Source organism: Flavobacterium sp. K5-23, assembly GCF_023278045.1.
Lineage (GTDB): Bacteria > Bacteroidota > Bacteroidia > Flavobacteriales > Flavobacteriaceae > Flavobacterium.
In genome coordinates this window covers 520,160-538,307 of record NZ_CP056783.1, presented here as the reverse complement: position 1 = coordinate 538,307, position 18,148 = coordinate 520,160, and the positions used below count along the sequence as shown (strand labels likewise).

Annotated in this window: 9 protein-coding genes; 8 read left to right on the top strand and 1 reads right to left on the bottom strand. The window is 36.7% G+C overall.

Annotation, left to right across the window (positions count from 1 at the left end):
- Positions 1-147 precede the first annotated feature (147 nt).
- The 7 genes from FLAK523_RS02475 to phoU all read left to right on the top strand — a co-directional run bounded on the left by FLAK523_RS02475 (position 148) and on the right by phoU (position 7,885).
- Positions 148-1,446 carry a porin gene (locus tag FLAK523_RS02475; RefSeq protein ID WP_248906217.1) on the top strand — a complete coding sequence of 433 codons (1,299 nt, stop codon included), beginning with the start codon at positions 148-150 and terminating at the stop codon, positions 1,444-1,446.
- A gap of 362 nt (positions 1,447-1,808) precedes the next feature.
- Positions 1,809-3,026 carry an OprO/OprP family phosphate-selective porin gene (locus tag FLAK523_RS02470; protein WP_248906215.1) on the top strand — a complete coding sequence of 406 codons (1,218 nt, stop codon included), beginning with the start codon at positions 1,809-1,811 and terminating at the stop codon, positions 3,024-3,026.
- Positions 3,027-3,171: 145 nt separating this feature from the next.
- Positions 3,172-4,035, top strand: coding sequence for a phosphate ABC transporter substrate-binding protein (locus FLAK523_RS02465; protein WP_248906214.1), 864 nt, complete (start codon positions 3,172-3,174; stop codon positions 4,033-4,035).
- Positions 4,036-4,279: 244 nt separating this feature from the next.
- Entirely contained in the window at positions 4,280-5,488 is a 1,209-nt protein-coding gene (gene pstC / locus FLAK523_RS02460) for a phosphate ABC transporter permease subunit PstC (RefSeq protein ID WP_248906212.1), read from the top strand.
- Between the two features lies 1 nt (position 5,489).
- Entirely contained in the window at positions 5,490-6,368 is an 879-nt protein-coding gene (gene pstA, locus FLAK523_RS02455; RefSeq protein WP_248906210.1) for a phosphate ABC transporter permease PstA, read from the top strand.
- Position 6,369: 1 nt separating this feature from the next.
- Entirely contained in the window at positions 6,370-7,122 is a 753-nt protein-coding gene (gene pstB, locus FLAK523_RS02450) for a phosphate ABC transporter ATP-binding protein PstB (RefSeq protein WP_248906208.1), read from the top strand.
- A 94-nt stretch (positions 7,123-7,216) separates the two neighbouring features.
- On the top strand, positions 7,217-7,885 hold the full coding sequence (phoU, locus tag FLAK523_RS02445; protein ID WP_248906206.1) for a phosphate signaling complex protein PhoU: 669 nt from the start codon (positions 7,217-7,219) through the stop codon (positions 7,883-7,885).
- Positions 7,886-7,954: 69 nt separating this feature from the next.
- Here the strand turns inward: phoU and FLAK523_RS02440 are convergent, their stop codons facing one another.
- Complete coding sequence (locus FLAK523_RS02440) at positions 7,955-9,025, bottom strand: glycosyltransferase (protein WP_248906204.1); 1,071 nt, start codon at positions 9,023-9,025, stop codon at positions 7,955-7,957.
- Positions 9,026-9,299: 274 nt separating this feature from the next.
- Here FLAK523_RS02440 and FLAK523_RS02435 point away from each other — a divergent pair, with 274 nt between their 5' ends.
- Positions 9,300-18,131, top strand: coding sequence for a gliding motility-associated C-terminal domain-containing protein (locus FLAK523_RS02435; protein WP_248906201.1), 8,832 nt, complete (start codon positions 9,300-9,302; stop codon positions 18,129-18,131).
- Positions 18,132-18,148 lie beyond the last annotated feature (17 nt).

Sequence of the window (18,148 nt, the reverse complement as noted above, 5' to 3'; positions counted from 1 at the left end):
AACAGCACTTGTTTTTGTAAGACATATAAGAACAGCAGATTAGCTTGTTCTTGCGGCATATCAAATAACAAATTCTTAATGTTAATTTAACATACGGATTGAATTGCTATCCTAAGTTTGCAAAAAATTAACACACTATTAATAATTATGAAAAAGATTATTTTTTCAACTATTACTTTATTATTACTTGTTTCATTAGCTAATGCACAAGAAGTAAAAAAAGATGAAATCACAAAAGAGGTGGTTCGTATTCTAGATTCTATAAATAAGGTAAAAGAAACACAAGAGAAAGCCAAACCAAAGAAAGAGTTATGGTATGATAAAATATCAATAAGAGGGTATGCACAGGTAAGATACAATGGTTTACTTTCTTCGAATGATAAAGTTTCTTGTGATCAATGTGACAAGTCTTGGGGAACTACTTCGACTGCGGCTGATGCAAAATCGAATAACGGACTTTTTCTTAGAAGGGGACGTATCATATTTTCGGGACAAGTTCATCCTAATGTGTATTTCTATATTCAACCTGATTTTGCAAGTTCACCTGCAACGGGTGTAAATAATTTTCTTCAAATAAGAGATGCGTATTTTGATTTGTCATTTGATGCTAAAAAAGAATATCGTGTAAGGATAGGTCAGAGTAAAGTTCCTTTTGGATTTGAAAACTTGCAATCAAGTCAAAATAGATTAACTCTGGATCGCAATGATGCCTTAAATAGTGCGGTTGTCAATGAAAGAGATTTAGGGGCTTTCTTCTATTGGGCTCCAAGTAAAATCAGAGATCGTTTTGCTATGCTTGTGAAGGATGGTTATAAAGGATCTGGGGATTATGGAGTATTTGCATTTGGTGCGTATAACGGTCAAACGGCAAACAAGACTGAGGCTAATAGAAACCTATATGTAGTATCGAGAGTTAGTTATCCTTTCCTTGTAGGAAATCAAATTATTGAACCAGGTATTCAAGGGTATACAGGGAAATGGGCTTTTGGAAGCGAACTTTCTACAGGAGTGACAACTCTTAATAAACTAAATACTTTAGATCAAAGGGTTGCGGCTACTATGGTGCTTTATCCAAAACCATTTGGAGTTCAGGCAGAATATAATATTGGAAAAGGACCTCGTTACAATAAGGAAACGAATACCGTTGATGTATCTAGTTTAGAAGGGGGTTATGTAACTTTAAATTATAAGTTAGATATGCCAAATCATCAATTGATTTATCCTTTTGCTAAATTTCAATACTATGACGGTGGGAAAAAATTCGAAAAAGACGCCAGAAGCTATATCGTTAGGGATTATGAATTGGGAATAGAATGGCAACCAATCAAAGCGTTTGAATTAGTGGCTACTTGGGTTATTGCAGACAGGACTTTTGAAGATAGTGTTCTTAAAAATAACAGACAACAAGGAAATTTATTGAGATTACAAGCACAGTTTAATTTCTAATCTTTTTCATATAATATATTTTGAAACTTCTTAAGCATTTTGTTTAAGAAGTTTTTTTTTTGAAATTCTAAAAAAAAACCGTTCTCTAAAACTAGTTACTTTTATCGCGTAAGAATATACATATTTTATGAACTACAAATAAATGTCAATGTTAATTTTAGTGGAATCAGTTTTATTATATTGTTGGAGTGTTTTTGTCTTTGTAACTACCCATAAATAGAGGCGTTGAGGTTTTTTTAAGGGAAATCTTGTTGTGGGTTGGTAACGTTTATTTTTCAGAAAGGTAACCTTTAGTTAATATTGTTGCATAAAATTAACGGTAGGTTTGCACCGTAATAATAATAAAATAACAAATTATTAAAATGAAAAAGTTTTTATTAAGTGCCCTGCTAATGTTCGCAATGATTGCATCTGCTCAAGAAGGTACAGTAGAAAAAAAGCCAGTTGTTAAAAAATCAGATTTAACACAATATCTTAACTCAAGTAAGAAACTTGGATTTACTGCAGTTGATAGTTTATTCCAAATGAATATTGGTTTCCGTGTTCAAAGTAGAGTGGGTTATGGAAAGGAAGAGGGTGAGTCCGGAGTTGTAGAAGGAGAAATTAGAAGAATGAGGCTAAAGTTAGACGGTTTTGTTTATAATCCTAAGTTTGGGTATAAAGTGGAATTGGGTTTTTCAGCAAGAGATATAGGAACGGTAGTTGTTGGGAACAGTGGAAATGTAATTTTAGACGGGGTTTTCTTTTACAAGCCCACATCTGATTTGACAATTGGATTTGGCCAAACTAAATTACCAGGAAATAACCAACGTGTGATTTCTTCAAACTCATTAGAGCTTACAGATCGTAGTATTAATAACTCAAAGTTTAATATCGATCGTGATTTTGGTTTATTTTTGGATTATTCGAAAGAAAGCCCAAATCATTTTTCTTACTCTTTAAAAGGAGCTATTACTAAAGGAGAAGGGAGAAACTGGGTTAAGACAAAAGATGATGGTATCGCTTTAACTGGTAAAGTAGAGTTATTTCCTTTAGGAGCTTTTACTAAAAACGGTTCTAACTTTGAAGCCGATTTGATGAGAGAGAAAACTCCAAAACTGATGATATCAGGAGCTTTTAGTCAAAATAATAATGCATTAAGAGCACAAGGACAACTAGGAAATAGTTTATTTGATGCAAGAACACTGCAATCATTGTTTTTTGATGCAATGTTTAAATACAATGGTTGGTCAGCTACTGCAGCATATATGTCTCGAATGGCTGATAATCCTATTACCGTGAATCCATTAGACATCTCAAAGAGACAAGCGGTTTTTGTTGGGCACGGAGTTGACGCACAACTTAGTTACCTTTTTCCATCTAATTTTCAAGTAATAGGAAGGTTCTCTACTCAAAAAGTAGATGATGAAATTCAAACTATTAGTCCTGATGTGGATGAATACACAATTGGTTTGTCAAAATATATATTTGGTCACAAACTAAAAGTTCAAACTGAATTCTCTTATGATAATGTAAAAAACTATAGTGGAAATGTAGACAACAATTGGTTTGTACGTTTTCAAGTAGAAATAGGAATATAAAGATTTTAAAAACCGCTGCAAGGCGGTTTTTTGTTTTCAAACTTAAATATAAATCGTTTAAAGAATAAAGATTGTATAATGTTGACTTAATATTAACTTAACATATAGTCTTTACTTTTGTAAAAAAAATAAACAAACAAAGATCATGAATAAAACAAAATTATTTTTAATGTTGCCTTTAATAGGAATGTTAAGTTGTGGTAAAGCAAAAACGGAAGACAAAGGAACTGAATCAAATGCAACTGCTGTATCAGTAACAATCAAAGGAAGTGATACAGTATTACCATTAGCGCAAAAAGAAGCAGAAGAGTTGATGAAAGCTAATAAAGAGGTTTCGGTAACTGTTGTTGGAGGTGGAACTGGTGTTGGGTTAACAGCATTGATTGACGGAACTACTGATATCGCAATGGCTTCAAGAGATTTGAAAACGGAGGAAAAATTAAAATTCTCGGAATCTAAAACTGAAATCGAACAAGTGATTATTGCTTATGACGCATTGGCTGTTATTGTAAATCCAGCTAACAAAGTAGGTCAATTAACACGTGAGCAATTAGAGAAAATTTTTATTGGTGAAATCAAAAACTGGAAAGAAGTAGGTGGAGCAGATGAGAAAATAGTAGCTTATTCAAGAGAGTCTTCTTCTGGAACATACGAGTTCTTTAAAGACGAGGTAATGGACAAGAAAAACTATGCTACAAATGTATTGAGTTTACCTGCAACTGGAGCAATTGTTCAAGCAGTTGGACAAACTAAAGGAGCAATAGGATATGTTGGATTAGCTTATGAAACTAAAGAAGTGAAACAACTTTCAGTATCTTATGATCAAGGGAAAACTTTCGTTGCACCTTCTGTGGCTAGCGCTAAAGACAAAACGTATCCTATTTCTAGACCATTGTTCTATATGTATAACAAAACTAATGCTGCAAAAGTAAAAACGTTAATTGATTATGCATTGTCTGCTGAAGGACAAAAAAATGTTTCTGAAATTGGTTATGTACCGTTGAATTAATAAAGGTTAATTTTTATAATGAATAAAGGCTGTCTTATTTAAGGCAGCCTTTTTTTATGGTTTGAATTGAATATTCAGATGCCTTTAGTTTCGTGGTGCTTTTTTTTATTTTTATATATTGTGTTATCTTTAATCACTTTTTTATAATTTCAATCCTTAACATTAAGTTAACCTAAGGTTAATACTGTAAAAACATTATCCTACCTTAGCTAGCGTAATTTTGCTAAAAATAAAAAACACTGATTTGAAAACAAATTTTAAACAGATTAAAGAGAAGGTTATTGAATCCATATTGATGCTAAGTAGTGCCGCTACTAGTATTACGGTTATTTTAATTGTCCTTTTTCTATTTATCGAAGGTGCTGGAGTTTTTAGTAAAAAGCCAATAGAAGAAGGGTTTTTACTAGCGGTTGAAAAATCCAATACGGTTGAAAAGTTAAGTCCTGCTCAAATAAAAGATATTTTTGATCAAAAAATCACCAACTGGAAAGAAGTAGGAGGTAAAGATCTGACTATTGTTTTATTCAGGACATCTGATATAACGGATTATTACACTGATGAGGAGCTAGGGGAGAATTTTGAATACTTTCCAGCCAAAATAGATGAATTGATAGCTAAGACTCCAGGGATTATCGCTTTTTTCTCGGATAAATATAAGTCTAAAAGTTTTGTAGGGAAAGAGATTGATATCGATAGAATAAAAGTGTTCGAATTTTTATCAGGTGAGGAGTGGTTTCCTACTGCGCAACCTATTGCCCAAATGGGTGTGAAACCTTTAATTTATGGAACTTTGTGGGTTAGTTTTGGAGCGATTCTTTTGGCTTTGCCTATTGGATTAGCTGCAGCGGTCTATCTTAGTGAAATTGCTAAGAAGAGAACAAGAAATTTATTAAAACCATTAATCGAATTGTTAGCCGGAATTCCATCGGTAGTGTATGGTTTTTTTGGATTGGTAATTATTGTGCCATTAATTCAAAGTGTTTTTAATTTACCCGTTGGAGAAACGGCCTTGGCGGGAAGTGTTGTTTTAGCGATTATGGCTTTGCCTACAATTATCACCATTTCTGAGGATGCGATGCGCAATACGCCTCGCGCTATGAAAGAAGCTAGTTTAGCTTTAGGAGCAAGTCAATGGCAAACAATCTATAAAGTAGTTATACCTTATTCAGCATCAGGAATTACAGCTGGAGCTATCTTAGGAATAGGTCGTGCGATAGGTGAAACAATGGCCGTGTTAATGGTTACGGGAAATGCAGCAGTTATACCTAATTCCTTTTTAGAACCCGTAAGAACTATTCCGGCAACAATTGCTGCGGAGTTAGGTGAAGCGCCAAATGGAGGATTACACTATGAAGCTTTATTTGCTCTAGGTTGTATCTTGTTTATTATCACTTTTGGGATTAATATGTTAGTGGAAATGGTTACTAACGGTAAATCACATAAAAAACATTAAGATGAGTATAGAAAGTCGTTTAGCAAGAAAAAAAAGATTAAGTCAACAAATAGCTTTTGGTATTTTTAGCTTTACTAGCTATGCCGTTGTTGCGCTTTTATTCGTGATTTTAGCTTTTATAGTCGTAAAAGGTATTGGAGTTATTAGTTGGGAATTCATTAGTGAAATGCCTAAAAACGGAATGACCGAAGGGGGGATTTTCCCCGCCATCATAGGTACTCTTTGTTTGGTATTGGTAAGTATGGTATTCGCTTTTCCAGTTGGGGTTTTGGCCGCAATATATATGAATGAATATGTAAAAGATGGTTGGGTTAAAAAAATCATCAAACAAATGACAAACAACCTTGCGGGTGTGCCTTCAATTGTTTTTGGACTTTTTGGAATGTCGTTATTTGTAAATAAATTACAGTTTGGAGATTCTATATTAGCGGGTGGTTTAACTTTAGGATTGTTAGTTTTACCAGTTGTAATTAGAACCACTGAGGAATCATTAAAAGCTGTAGAGGACACTTTTAGACAAGCAAGTTTAGGATTAGGAGCCAGTAAATGGGAGACTACAAGTAAGGTTGTTTTTCCTATAGCTTTTCCTAATATCATTACGGGTTTGATATTATCTATAGGTAGAGTTTCTGGAGAAACGGCACCAATTTTATTTACCGTTGCTGCTTATTTTTTACCTAAATTGCCAACATCTATTTTTGATCAAGCAATGGCATTACCATATCACTTATATGTAATTTCAACTTCAGGGACTAATATTGAAGCTTCTAGAGCAATGGCTTACGGTACAGCGCTTGTATTAATAATAATTGTATTAATTTCTAATTTATTGGCGAATGCCCTTCGTAAATATTATGGAAAAAAAGTAAAAATGAATTAACATGCATAAAATAGAATCAACCAACATAAACTTTTACTACGGAGAAACTCAAGCTTTACACGATGTTTCTTTGGCAATGAAAGAAAATACAGTCACTGCTTTAATTGGACCTTCAGGTTGTGGAAAATCAACTTATTTGCGTTTGCTTAATCGAATGAATGATCTTATCGATAATACCCAAATGACAGGTAGTATTCTTGTGGATGGTAAAGATATTTACGATAAGAATACGAACGTGGATAACTTACGTAAGAACGTTGGGATGGTATTTCAAAAACCAAATCCTTTCCCTAAATCTATTTATGAAAACGTTGCTTACGGATTGAAAGTAAACGGGATTACAGATAAAAACACAATTGAGGAACGAGTTGTAACATCGATTCAACAAGTGGCGCTTTGGGATGAGGTAAAAGACAAGCTTAAAAAATCTGCTTTTGAATTATCAGGAGGTCAGCAGCAAAGACTTTGTATTGCTCGTGCGTTAGCAATTCAACCATCGGTTTTGTTGATGGATGAGCCTACTTCAGCATTAGATCCTATTTCCACTTCAAAAGTGGAAGAGCTTATTTATGAACTGAAAAAACAATATACTATTGTAATTGTTACTCATAATATGCAACAGGCAGCCCGTGTAAGTGATACGACAGCTTTTTTCTATATGGGGGAATTGATTGAGCACGATAAAACGAAATCAATATTTACTAAACCAGAGAAAAAACAAACAGAAGATTATATAACTGGTAGATTTGGATAGTAATATCAACGACAATATAAATATTCTATATCAATTTTAGATAGGTAAAGGTTTAACAAAAATCTGAGATCTATAATTTAATATCAAAATTCAAATGGCATCAAACTTAGAAATAGAGCTTGGAAAGCTTAGAAGTACAATAATAAAAATTAATAATCTTGCTGAAAGTCAAGTGTTTGAAGCAATGGGTGTATTGTTGTTCGAACCCATTTCCGAGAGGAAAGATGTGAAAAAAGCAGAAAGCAAAATTGATAAATTAGATTTGAAAATCGAAGACATTTGTCAAAGTGTTTTTGCCTTACAACAACCAGTCGCATCCGATTTACGTTTTATTATGTCAGCAATGCACATGGGTAATGAGGTGGAAAGAATTGGTGATTTGTCGATGAGCATCATTAAATTGGCTAAGAACATCAATAAAAAACATGAATTAATAGAAAAGTTTAATATTACCGAAATCGCTAGGGAAGTGGAATCAATTTCTATAAAAACCAATGTTTGTTTTCAAACAATGGATGAAAAATTGATCCAAGAAATTTTGGCTATGAACTTTGATGTTAAAGAAAAAACGGCTGTTTCAATTGACGGCATCATTACTGAGATGAAGAGCAGTTCTAAAACAGTAGTTTCAGGAACTAATCTAATTATGTCATTGAAACATATGGAAAGAATCTCTGATCACTGTTCTAATATTGCAGAGTCTGTCTATTTCATGATCAATGCAAAGACTATTAAACACGAAAAATACAACGAAAAAAAGTAATATTTATTTCTTAATATAAAACCGACTTTCGATTCGTTTTGAAATAAGAAAGTCGGTTTTTTTATGCCTTTATTTTTTATCAAATACTTCAAAAAGACTTGGCCAATCAATAGTTTTATCGAAATTAGGTAGCCCTTTAAAGAAGCTGACTTCTGAAAGGTTTTCAATATTAAAACTCTCTTGTGTTGAATAGGGGACAAATCCTTCTTTTTGTAGTTTTTCGGCTAGATATTCTTGTTCGTTTTGACCAGGTGTAGGTATGAAAAAAGCTTTCTTTTCTAATTTCGCCAAGTCCATAATGGAAGTGTAACCGGAACGACATAGAATAATAGCGCTTTCATTAATGGTTTTTTCCAAAAGTTCGCTATTCATAAAGTTGTAAAAAGTAATGTTATTTAATTCTTCCTTTTTTTGAAACTTCTCCATTAGTCCCTTTACAAAAACAACTTTTCCTTTATATTTTTGAAGTTCAATAATTAATTTTTCTTGTAGAATTTCACGTTGCGGTTCAGGGCCTGATAAAATTATCATCAGATCGAAGACTATTGGGAGTTGCTTTTTTTGCATTCGACTTAAAGGACCAATGTAGTTTACTTCAAAAGACTTCTTTTTTGGACGACTAAGAATTCCCGCTAAATTGTTGAATCCTTCCATATCTGGAACCCAGCAAACTTTATGTTTTTTGATGAAATGTTGATGTATTTGACTTGAAAAAATACTACTTGCACCTGATAGAACATTCAATTGATGGGTAATATAAACAGTTGGAACACTTTTATTAAAAACCCCTAGTCGATTATCAGAGATAATTCCATCTATTTTATATTGGTTTACCCATTCTTCAATTAACTTTCTTTCTTTCCAAATTGCAATAGCTATTTTGGGTATGTTCTGTAGCATTTTCCATTTAAAATTTCGCCCATTTTTAGCATATTCAATACGATAGGAGGGTAATTCCAAGGTTTTTAAATGTGGAAATTCTTGTTGTAATAATTCAAGAGCAGCACCGTCAGAGGCTAAAATTGGAATAAAATTATTTTTTTCTAATTCTTTGATGATTGGAATACATCGCGTAGCATGTCCTAATCCCCAGTTTAAAGGAGCGATTAAGATTGTTTTTTTTGTGGTATTCAAATTCATTAATTAGGATTTTGTTTTGCTGCTGAAATTTACATTTTTTATGAAAATAATTATAGCCCTGTTTTTCAAAAATAAGCATTTATATTTTTTTAAATTTCACGGAAAATTCTTAAATAAAAAACGTTTTGTGTTTCATCTTTAAGAGATTATGTATATTTTCGCAAAATAAATGTTAATATTAGATTAAAATTTATGTTTAGAAGTCGGGTAAGCCCATTTTTCTTGACTATAATTCATTTTTGCCTTGAATAATTTTATTAAAAAGATACGATAAATGATTACAAAATTACTTGAAATAAAAAAATATTATTTTTTCATCCTATTTTTCATTCTAAGTTTTAATAATTTAATTGCCCAAACTCCTGGTATGATCTTTCATCCAGCAACAGGGAGTGGTAAAACAGTGTTAGACCCTAATGGTGATGGTTATACATCAGCTACTTCTGCTGGTTTTACAACTGATGACCAGGCTCAAAGTGAGATACCCTTTGTTTCCTTAATTTTTCCAATGGTTGAACCTACAAGCGATCTTGGTCCAGGTCCTGATTGTGGTTTTACTGATTTTGTTGATGAAGGGGATGAAGATCCTGTTCAGGCATATTTAGATGGAACTAATTGGCTTTTTAGAATGAGGATGGGAAAAGCAGCTCCCAATGCAAAAAGTTATAGTATTTTAATTGATACCGACGGGAAATTTGGAGGTACGGGACCTAATAAAGATCCAGAATACTCAAGTTCTAATCCTGGTTTTGAAATCGAAATCGTATTGGCCACAAAGTTTGGTGTTTTTGTTTACGATGTGAATAATATGAATTGCAGTCCAGTTATTTCATATATAGATCCATTAAATTCACATTACCAGAAGTCGATTGCTTTAACAACAAATTGTGGGGATCCAGACTATTTTTATGATTTTTTCGTGAATTTCAACGATTTAACAACTAAGTTCGGAATAACAACTGCTACCCCAGTTCGTATGGCCATTATTGATAATATGGCTGCCAATAAATCTACTTTATGTAGCCCTAATTCAGCTTCTGATTTAGCTGGTTTAGATGATTCAACTTGCGGATATAATTTAGAGAGTTGTTTTGGAGTGATAGTAGATAATTATACTCCATGTGCGCCCGGAGTAGTTTGTCCTGATCGTAGTAAATGCCCAGGTATATCAAGTGTTAACATTGGCGCTACTACAGTATCAGGTACTTCAACAGAGGCTAACGGAACTTTGATTATAGTTTACAAAGACGGTGTTTCCATTGGTTCAACTTCTGTAAGTTCAGGAGTCTGGACTTTATCTGGAATATCGCCTGCTCTTGCTTCTGCTCAAGTTATTTCTGCAACGGCTACTGCTCCCGGAAAAGGTGTTTCTATTGCAAATTGTAATCCTGTTACTGTTGCTCCAAGCTGTACTTCACAAACTAGTACATTAGTGACTATTTCTAAAGTTTCAGGGAATAAGGGATTTGATATTGTAAATACTTTTCCAACTGGAACAGTTTTCACATGGTATAACTCAGATTTTACTCTTGCTCAAATTCCAAGTGGATATGGGTGGGATATTCCCAATCCTGTTACAACTATCGCTGCAGATCAAATGGTTTCTTTTGAATGTAAAACAGGACAATGTTTTAATAGCGGGATGTATTATTTTACATTTAAAGAGCCAAATAAGTGTGTTTCCAATTATCTTCCATCCTGTCTTTATTCTACAGGAGGGACAACCGGGAATCCAAGTTTTACAACTAGTTCGATAACCATAAATACAACTTCAATTTCTGGTACAGTTGCTTTTCCTGATAACGTTGCTGGGGTTGCAGTATACATTACTTCGAATGGAGCTCAAGTAGGCACAGCCACAACAGTTGCTGGAGGTGGATGGACAATAAATGGTTTAATGCTATCAGGGCGCCAATGCCAAACACTTTCGTTAATAGCAATTGCTCCTGGGAAATGTGTGTCAACTGGACTAGTTACATCTACAATAACAAGAAAAGCGAATGCTCCAATAATCAATGGGCCAATATGTTCTACAGCTGCTATTACTAGTGTTTCAGGAAAATCAAATGAAGCTGCTGGAACTACTATTCAAGTGTTTGAAAATGGAGTTTTAGAGGGAACAACTACTGTTGCATCTAATAGCACTTGGACTGCATCATCAGGGATAAATATAGCTATAGGTAGTACTATTACCGCGAAGGCTATTGGAACTTGTCTTTCATTAAGTGATGCTTCTAACTCTGTTGTAGTCGGTACTCTAACAACAAATGCAGTAACTATAACTCCAAGTTCTATACCAGAAAAATCTATTGTTGAAAACACTACGTCAGTTTCTGGAACGGGTACTTCTGGGAACACGATTAAATTATATATTGATGGCTATCCTGTTTTTCAAGATTTAGCTGAAACAACTTTGGCTACTGTAAATGTAGTTGGCGGAACTTGGACAATAAATAACATATATAGCCAGGCATTATATGCTGGGGGAACATTAACAGCAACTGCTACAAGTGGAACCAATTGTGAAGGTGTATTGTCTGATGCAACCTCTATCGTTTGTTTAAAACCTTTAAAAGATAAAACTGTAAATCCTGACAACACTACTGTTTGTTCAGGAAGTGTTGTGGCCAATGTTCAGGTTGAAGAATCTCAAGATGGTGTAATATACCAATTGTATAATAATGTATTAGGAGCTAATTCTGGATCTTCAGTATTAGGAACTGGATTTGATATTACTTTAACTTCTTCGGTACTTACCGCTAACACTACGTTGTCGGTGAAAGCGATTAAATCCCCATTTGGTTCTTGTACAGAAACTCTTGATGAGACTGTAATAGTTACCGTTAATGCTTTGCCTACTTTAACTGGAGTAGCACAAGCTTCTACGGTTTGTTCTAATTCACCAGCGACCATCAATTTATCTGGGTTGTTGAATGGAAGTACTTCTACGATAGCTTATTCTATCAATGGGGCTTCACAAATCCCAGCAACAAATGTCGTAGCTAATGGATCAGGATCTGCAAGTTTTGTTACTTCAAACTTAACAACTGCTAATAACAATCAGAAATTATTAATAACAGGAGTTACGACAACAAGTGTTACCCCAAACTGTTCTAAAACTTTTAATATAGAAGTTACTTTGAGTGTTATTTCGGGTTCAGTTGGTGGGACATTATCGGCGCCTCAAACGATTTGTGCAGGTAGTTCACCTTCTAATATAACCTTAAGTGGAAATACTGGTTCAGTAGTAAAATGGCAAAAAGCTTCAGATGCAGCTTTTACTTCACCTGTGGATATTGCAGGAACAACAACTACTTTAACTGGAGCAACCATTGGGTCTCTTACGGCGGATACTTATTTCAGAGCCGTTGTCCAAAGCGGGAGTTGTTCCGCTGTGAATTCAGCCTCTGTATTGGTAACGGTAAATACACCCCCTGCAACCCCAACAATTTCAACTACTACTTCAACGACATTCTGTTCAGGCGGAAGTGTTGTTTTAACATCATCGGCAGCCACAGGCAACCAGTGGTATAAAGATGCTGTTTTAATATCGGGAGCAACAAACACAACGTACAGTGCCACAGCAAGTGGAGACTACACGGTTATCAGCACTAACGGAACTTGTCCAAGTTCAGCTTCGGCAGCAACGACAGTTACCGTAAATGCAAGCCCTGCAACCCCGACAATATCAACTACAACTACAACGACATTCTGTTCAGGCGGGAGTGTTGTTTTAACATCATCGGCAGCCACAGGCAACCAGTGGTATAAAGATGCTGTTTTAATATCGGGAGCAACAAGTACAACCTACAGTGCCACAGCAAGTGGAGACTACACGGTTATCAGCACTAACGGAACTTGTCCAAGTGCAGCTTCGGCAGCAACGACAGTTACTGTAAATGCTTTGCCATCAGCGCCAACAGTAGGGACTATAACACATCCTACTTGTGCTTTAGCAACAGGAAGCATTGTGTTGAATGACTTACCGACCGGTAACTGGACTATTAATCCAGGAAATATTTCAGGAAATACAACTTCAACTACAATTTCAGGATTGGCAGCAGGAATAACATTAAAATATACAGTAAGGGATGATAATGGGTGTGAGTCAGTTGAATCAATTGGGGTTAAATTAATTCCAGCCATATGTGCTAAAACAGACATTATTGCAGCAGGAAACGGAACCACAGGAAACACCAATGCCGGAAACGTATTGGGAGCAAATCCAACCGATGCCGATCAATTGAACGGAACGGCAGTAGTGATTGGAGACGTAAACCTAACGGTGACGACAGGAGCTACACCAAAAACAGTAGGAGCACCAGTACCAAGTATTGATGTCACTACCGGAATAGTAAGCGTACCGGCAAACACCCCAGTTGGAACTTACACGATAGTATACCAAATCTGTGAGAAGTTGAACCCAAGCAATTGCAGTTCGGCTACGGCGACAGTAACAGTAGGTGCAACGACAATCCAAGCCAATGCAGATACAATAGCAGCAGGAAACGGAACCACAGGAAACACCAATGCCGGAAACGTATTGGGAGCAAATCCAACCGATGCCGATCAATTGAACGGAACGGCAGTAATGATTGGAGACGTAAACCTAACGGTAACAACAGGAGCTACACCAAAAACAGTGGGAGCACCAGTACCAAGTATTGATGTCACTACCGGAATAGTAAGCGTACCGGCAAACACTCCAGCTGGAACTTACACGATAGTTTACCAAATCTGTGAGAAGTTGAACCCAAGCAATTGCAGTTCGGCTACAGCTACGATAACAGTAGATGCAGCGGCAATCAAGGCCAATTCAGATACAATAGCAGCAGGAAACGGAACCACAGGAAACACCAATGCCGGAAACGTATTGGGAGCAAATCCAACCGATGCCGATCTATTGAATGGAACGGCTGTAGTTATAGGAAAAGTAAACTTAACGGTTACTGCCGGAGCTACACCAAAAACTGTTGGAGCACCAGTACCAAGTATTGATGTTACTACAGGAATAGTAAGCGTACCGGCAAACACTCCAGTTGGAACTTACACGATAGTATACCAAATCTGTGAGAAGTTGAACCCAAGCAATTGCAGTTCGGCTACGGCGACAGTAACAGTAGGTGCAACGACAATCCAAGCCAATGCAGATACAATAGCTGCTGGAAACGGAACCACAGGAAACACCAATGCCGGAAACGTATTGGGAGCAAATCCAACCGATGCCGATCAATTGAACGGAACGGCAGTAGTTATTGGAGACGTAAACCTAACGGTAACGACAGGAGCTACACCAAAAACAGTGGGAGCACCAGTACCAAGTATTGATGTCACTACAGGAACAGTAAGCGTACCGGCAAACACCCCAGTTGGAACTTACACGATAGTATACCAAATCTGTGAGAAGTTGAACCCAAGCAATTGCAGTTCGGCTACAGCGACAGTAACAGTAGGTGCAACGACAATCCAAGCCAATGCAGATACAATAGCTGCTGGAAACGGAACCACAGGAAACACCAATGCCGGAAACGTATTGGGAGCAAATCCAACCGATGCCGATCAATTGAACGGAACGGCAGTAATGATTGGAGACGTAAACCTAACGGTAACAACAGGAGCTACACCAAAAACAGTGGGAGCACCAGTACCAAGTATTGATGTCACTACCGGAATAGTAAGCGTACCGGCAAACACTCCAGCTGGAACTTACACGATAGTATACCAAATTTGTGAGAAGTTGAACCCAAGCAATTGCAGTTCGGCTACAGCTACGATAACAGTAGATGCAGCGGCAATCAAGGCCAATTCAGATACAATAGCAGCAGGAAACGGAACCACAGGAAACACCAATGCCGGAAACGTATTGGGAGCAAATCCAACCGATGCCGATCTATTGAATGGAACGGCTGTAGTTATAGGAAAAGTAAACTTAACGGTTACTGCCGGAGCTACACCAAAAACTGTTGGAGCACCAGTACCAAGTATTGATGTTACTACAGGAATAGTAAGCGTACCGGCAAACACTCCAGTTGGAACTTACACGATAGTATACCAAATCTGTGAGAAGTTGAACCCAAGCAATTGCAGTTCGGCTACGGCGACAGTAACAGTAGGTGCAACGACAATCCAAGCCAATTCAGATACAATAGCTGCTGGAAACGGAACCACAGGAAACACCAATGCCGGAAACGTATTGGGAGCAAATCCAACCGATGCCGATCAATTGAACGGAACGGCAGTAATGATTGGAGACGTAAACCTAACGGTAACAACAGGAGCTACACCAAAAACAGTGGGAGCACCAGTACCAAGTATTGATGTCACTACCGGAATAGTAAGCGTACCGGCAAACACTCCAGCTGGAACTTACACGATAGTTTACCAAATCTGTGAGAAGTTGAACCCAAGCAATTGCAGTTCGGCTACAGCTACGATAACAGTAGATGCAGCGGCAATCAAGGCCAATTCAGATACAATAGCAGCAGGAAACGGAACCACAGGAAACACCAATGCCGGAAACGTATTGGGAGCAAATCCAACCGATGCCGATCTATTGAATGGAACGGCTGTAGTTATAGGAAAAGTAAACTTAACGGTTACTGCCGGAGCTACACCAAAAACTGTTGGAGCACCAGTACCAAGTATTGATGTTACTACAGGAATAGTAAGCGTACCGGCAAACACTCCAGTTGGAACTTACACGATAGTATACCAAATCTGTGAGAAGTTGAACCCAAGCAATTGCAGTTCGGCTACGGCGACAGTAACAGTAGGTGCAACGACAATCCAAGCCAATGCAGATACAATAGCTGCTGGAAACGGAACCACAGGAAACACCAATGCCGGAAACGTATTGGGAGCAAATCCAACCGATGCCGATCAATTGAACGGAACGGCAGTAGTTATTGGAGACGTAAACCTAACGGTAACGACAGGAGCTACACCAAAAACAGTGGGAGCACCAGTACCAAGTATTGATGTCACTACAGGAACAGTAAGCGTACCGGCAAACACCCCATTTGGAACTTACACGATAGTATACCAAATCTGTGAGAAGTTGAACCCAAGCAATTGCAGTTCGGCTACAGCGACAGTAACAGTAGGTGCAACGACAATCCAAGCCAATGCAGATACAATAGCTGCTGGAAACGGAACCACAGGAAACACCAATGCCGGAAACGTATTGGGAGCAAATCCAACCGATGCCGATCAATTGAACGGAACGGCAGTAATGATTGGAGACGTAAACCTAACGGTAACAACAGGAGCTACACCAAAAACAGTGGGAGCACCAGTACCAAGTATTGATGTCACTACCGGAATAGTAAGCGTACCGGCAAACACTCCAGCTGGAACTTACACGATAGTATACCAAATTTGTGAGAAGTTGAACCCAAGCAATTGCAGTTCGGCTACAGCTACGATAACAGTAGATGCAGCGGCAATCAAGGCCAATTCAGATACAATAGCAGCAGGAAACGGAACCACAGGAAACACCAATGCCGGAAACGTATTGGGAGCAAATCCAACCGATGCCGATCTATTGAATGGAACGGCTGTAGTTATAGGAAAAGTAAACTTAACGGTTACTGCCGGAGCTACACCAAAAACTGTTGGAGCACCAGTACCAAGTATTGATGTTACTACAGGAATAGTAAGCGTACCGGCAAACACTCCAGTTGGAACTTACACGATAGTATACCAAATCTGTGAGAAGTTGAACCCTGCAAACTGTGATGAAGCAACTGTAACTATTAATGTAACTAATAGTATTCCTATTGCTACATTAATATCTTCTCCAAGTGTAGTAAACAACGGTACGCCAAAAGCGATCGCTACTTTAACAGGTTCAGATGTAGATGGTACAATAGTCAACTTTAAAATAACTGTTTTACCTGATCCAACTCAAGGAGTTTTATTATTAAACGGTGTTCCAGTTACATTAAATCAAGTATTGACTTTAGCTGAAGCTGCTCAACTAACGTTTTTACCAGCAAAAGGATTTAAAGGTGTTGTAAGCTTTGGTTATTCAGCAATTGATAATGAAGGCGATGTTAGTATTCCGTCAACAGTAAAATTTACAGTGAGTAATGAACCACCAACAGCTAATAGTTTCACAAACGCTGTTTTAGAAAAAAACGGGAAAATTCAATCTATTTCGCCTTTAACAGGGAATGATATTGATGGAGTAGTAGTAGCTTATGTTATTAAATCGCTACCTGATGCTGCAGCCGGGATGTTAACTTTAAATGGGATACCTGTAATCGTTGGTCAAGAACTAACTCCTGCGGAAGCAGCTATATTGAAGTTTACACCTAATATTAATTTCATTGGTTCTAAAACGAGTTTTACCATTGTTGCAAAAGACAATGGAGGATTAGAGAGTTTAATACCTGCAATTATAACTATTCCGTTGTTAGAGAAACCTAGTATTGCTTTGGTTAAAAAGGGAGTGTTTAATGATAATAATAAGGATGGTTTTGCTCAAGCGGGAGAAACAATTACGTACAGTTTCACTATTACTAATACAGGTAATGTTCCTTTAACGAATGTTTTTATTACAGACTTATTACCAGGACTAATAATGAAAGGAAATCCTATTCAAGTATTAGGAGTAGATGAAGTTAATACAACTACTTTCACAGCTATTTATGCACTTAAACAATCTGATATAATCAAAGGAAGTGTATCTAATCAAGCAAAGGTGACAGGAACAACGTATTCTGGATTAATTGTTTATGACTTATCTGATAATGTTAATAATATTGATGACGGAGAAACTGTATTAGGTGTTATTGGTTGTGTAATAGATCCTTTAACAGGGATGTCTCCAAATGGTGATGGGGAAAACGATGTGTTTTATATTCGAGGAATAGAATGTTATCCCGATAATAACGTACAGATTTTTAATCGTTGGGGGGTAAAAGTATTCGAAAGGGATCATTATAATAATAGCGACATAGCTTTTAGAGGAATATCTGAAGGACGTACAACTGTGAATCAATCAGAAGGACTACCAGAAGGAACGTACTACTATATCTTAAATTATAAGGATAGTGGCGCAAATGCACATCAAAAAGCAGGTTACTTCTATATTAACAGATAATCAAATTCTTTAGGTAT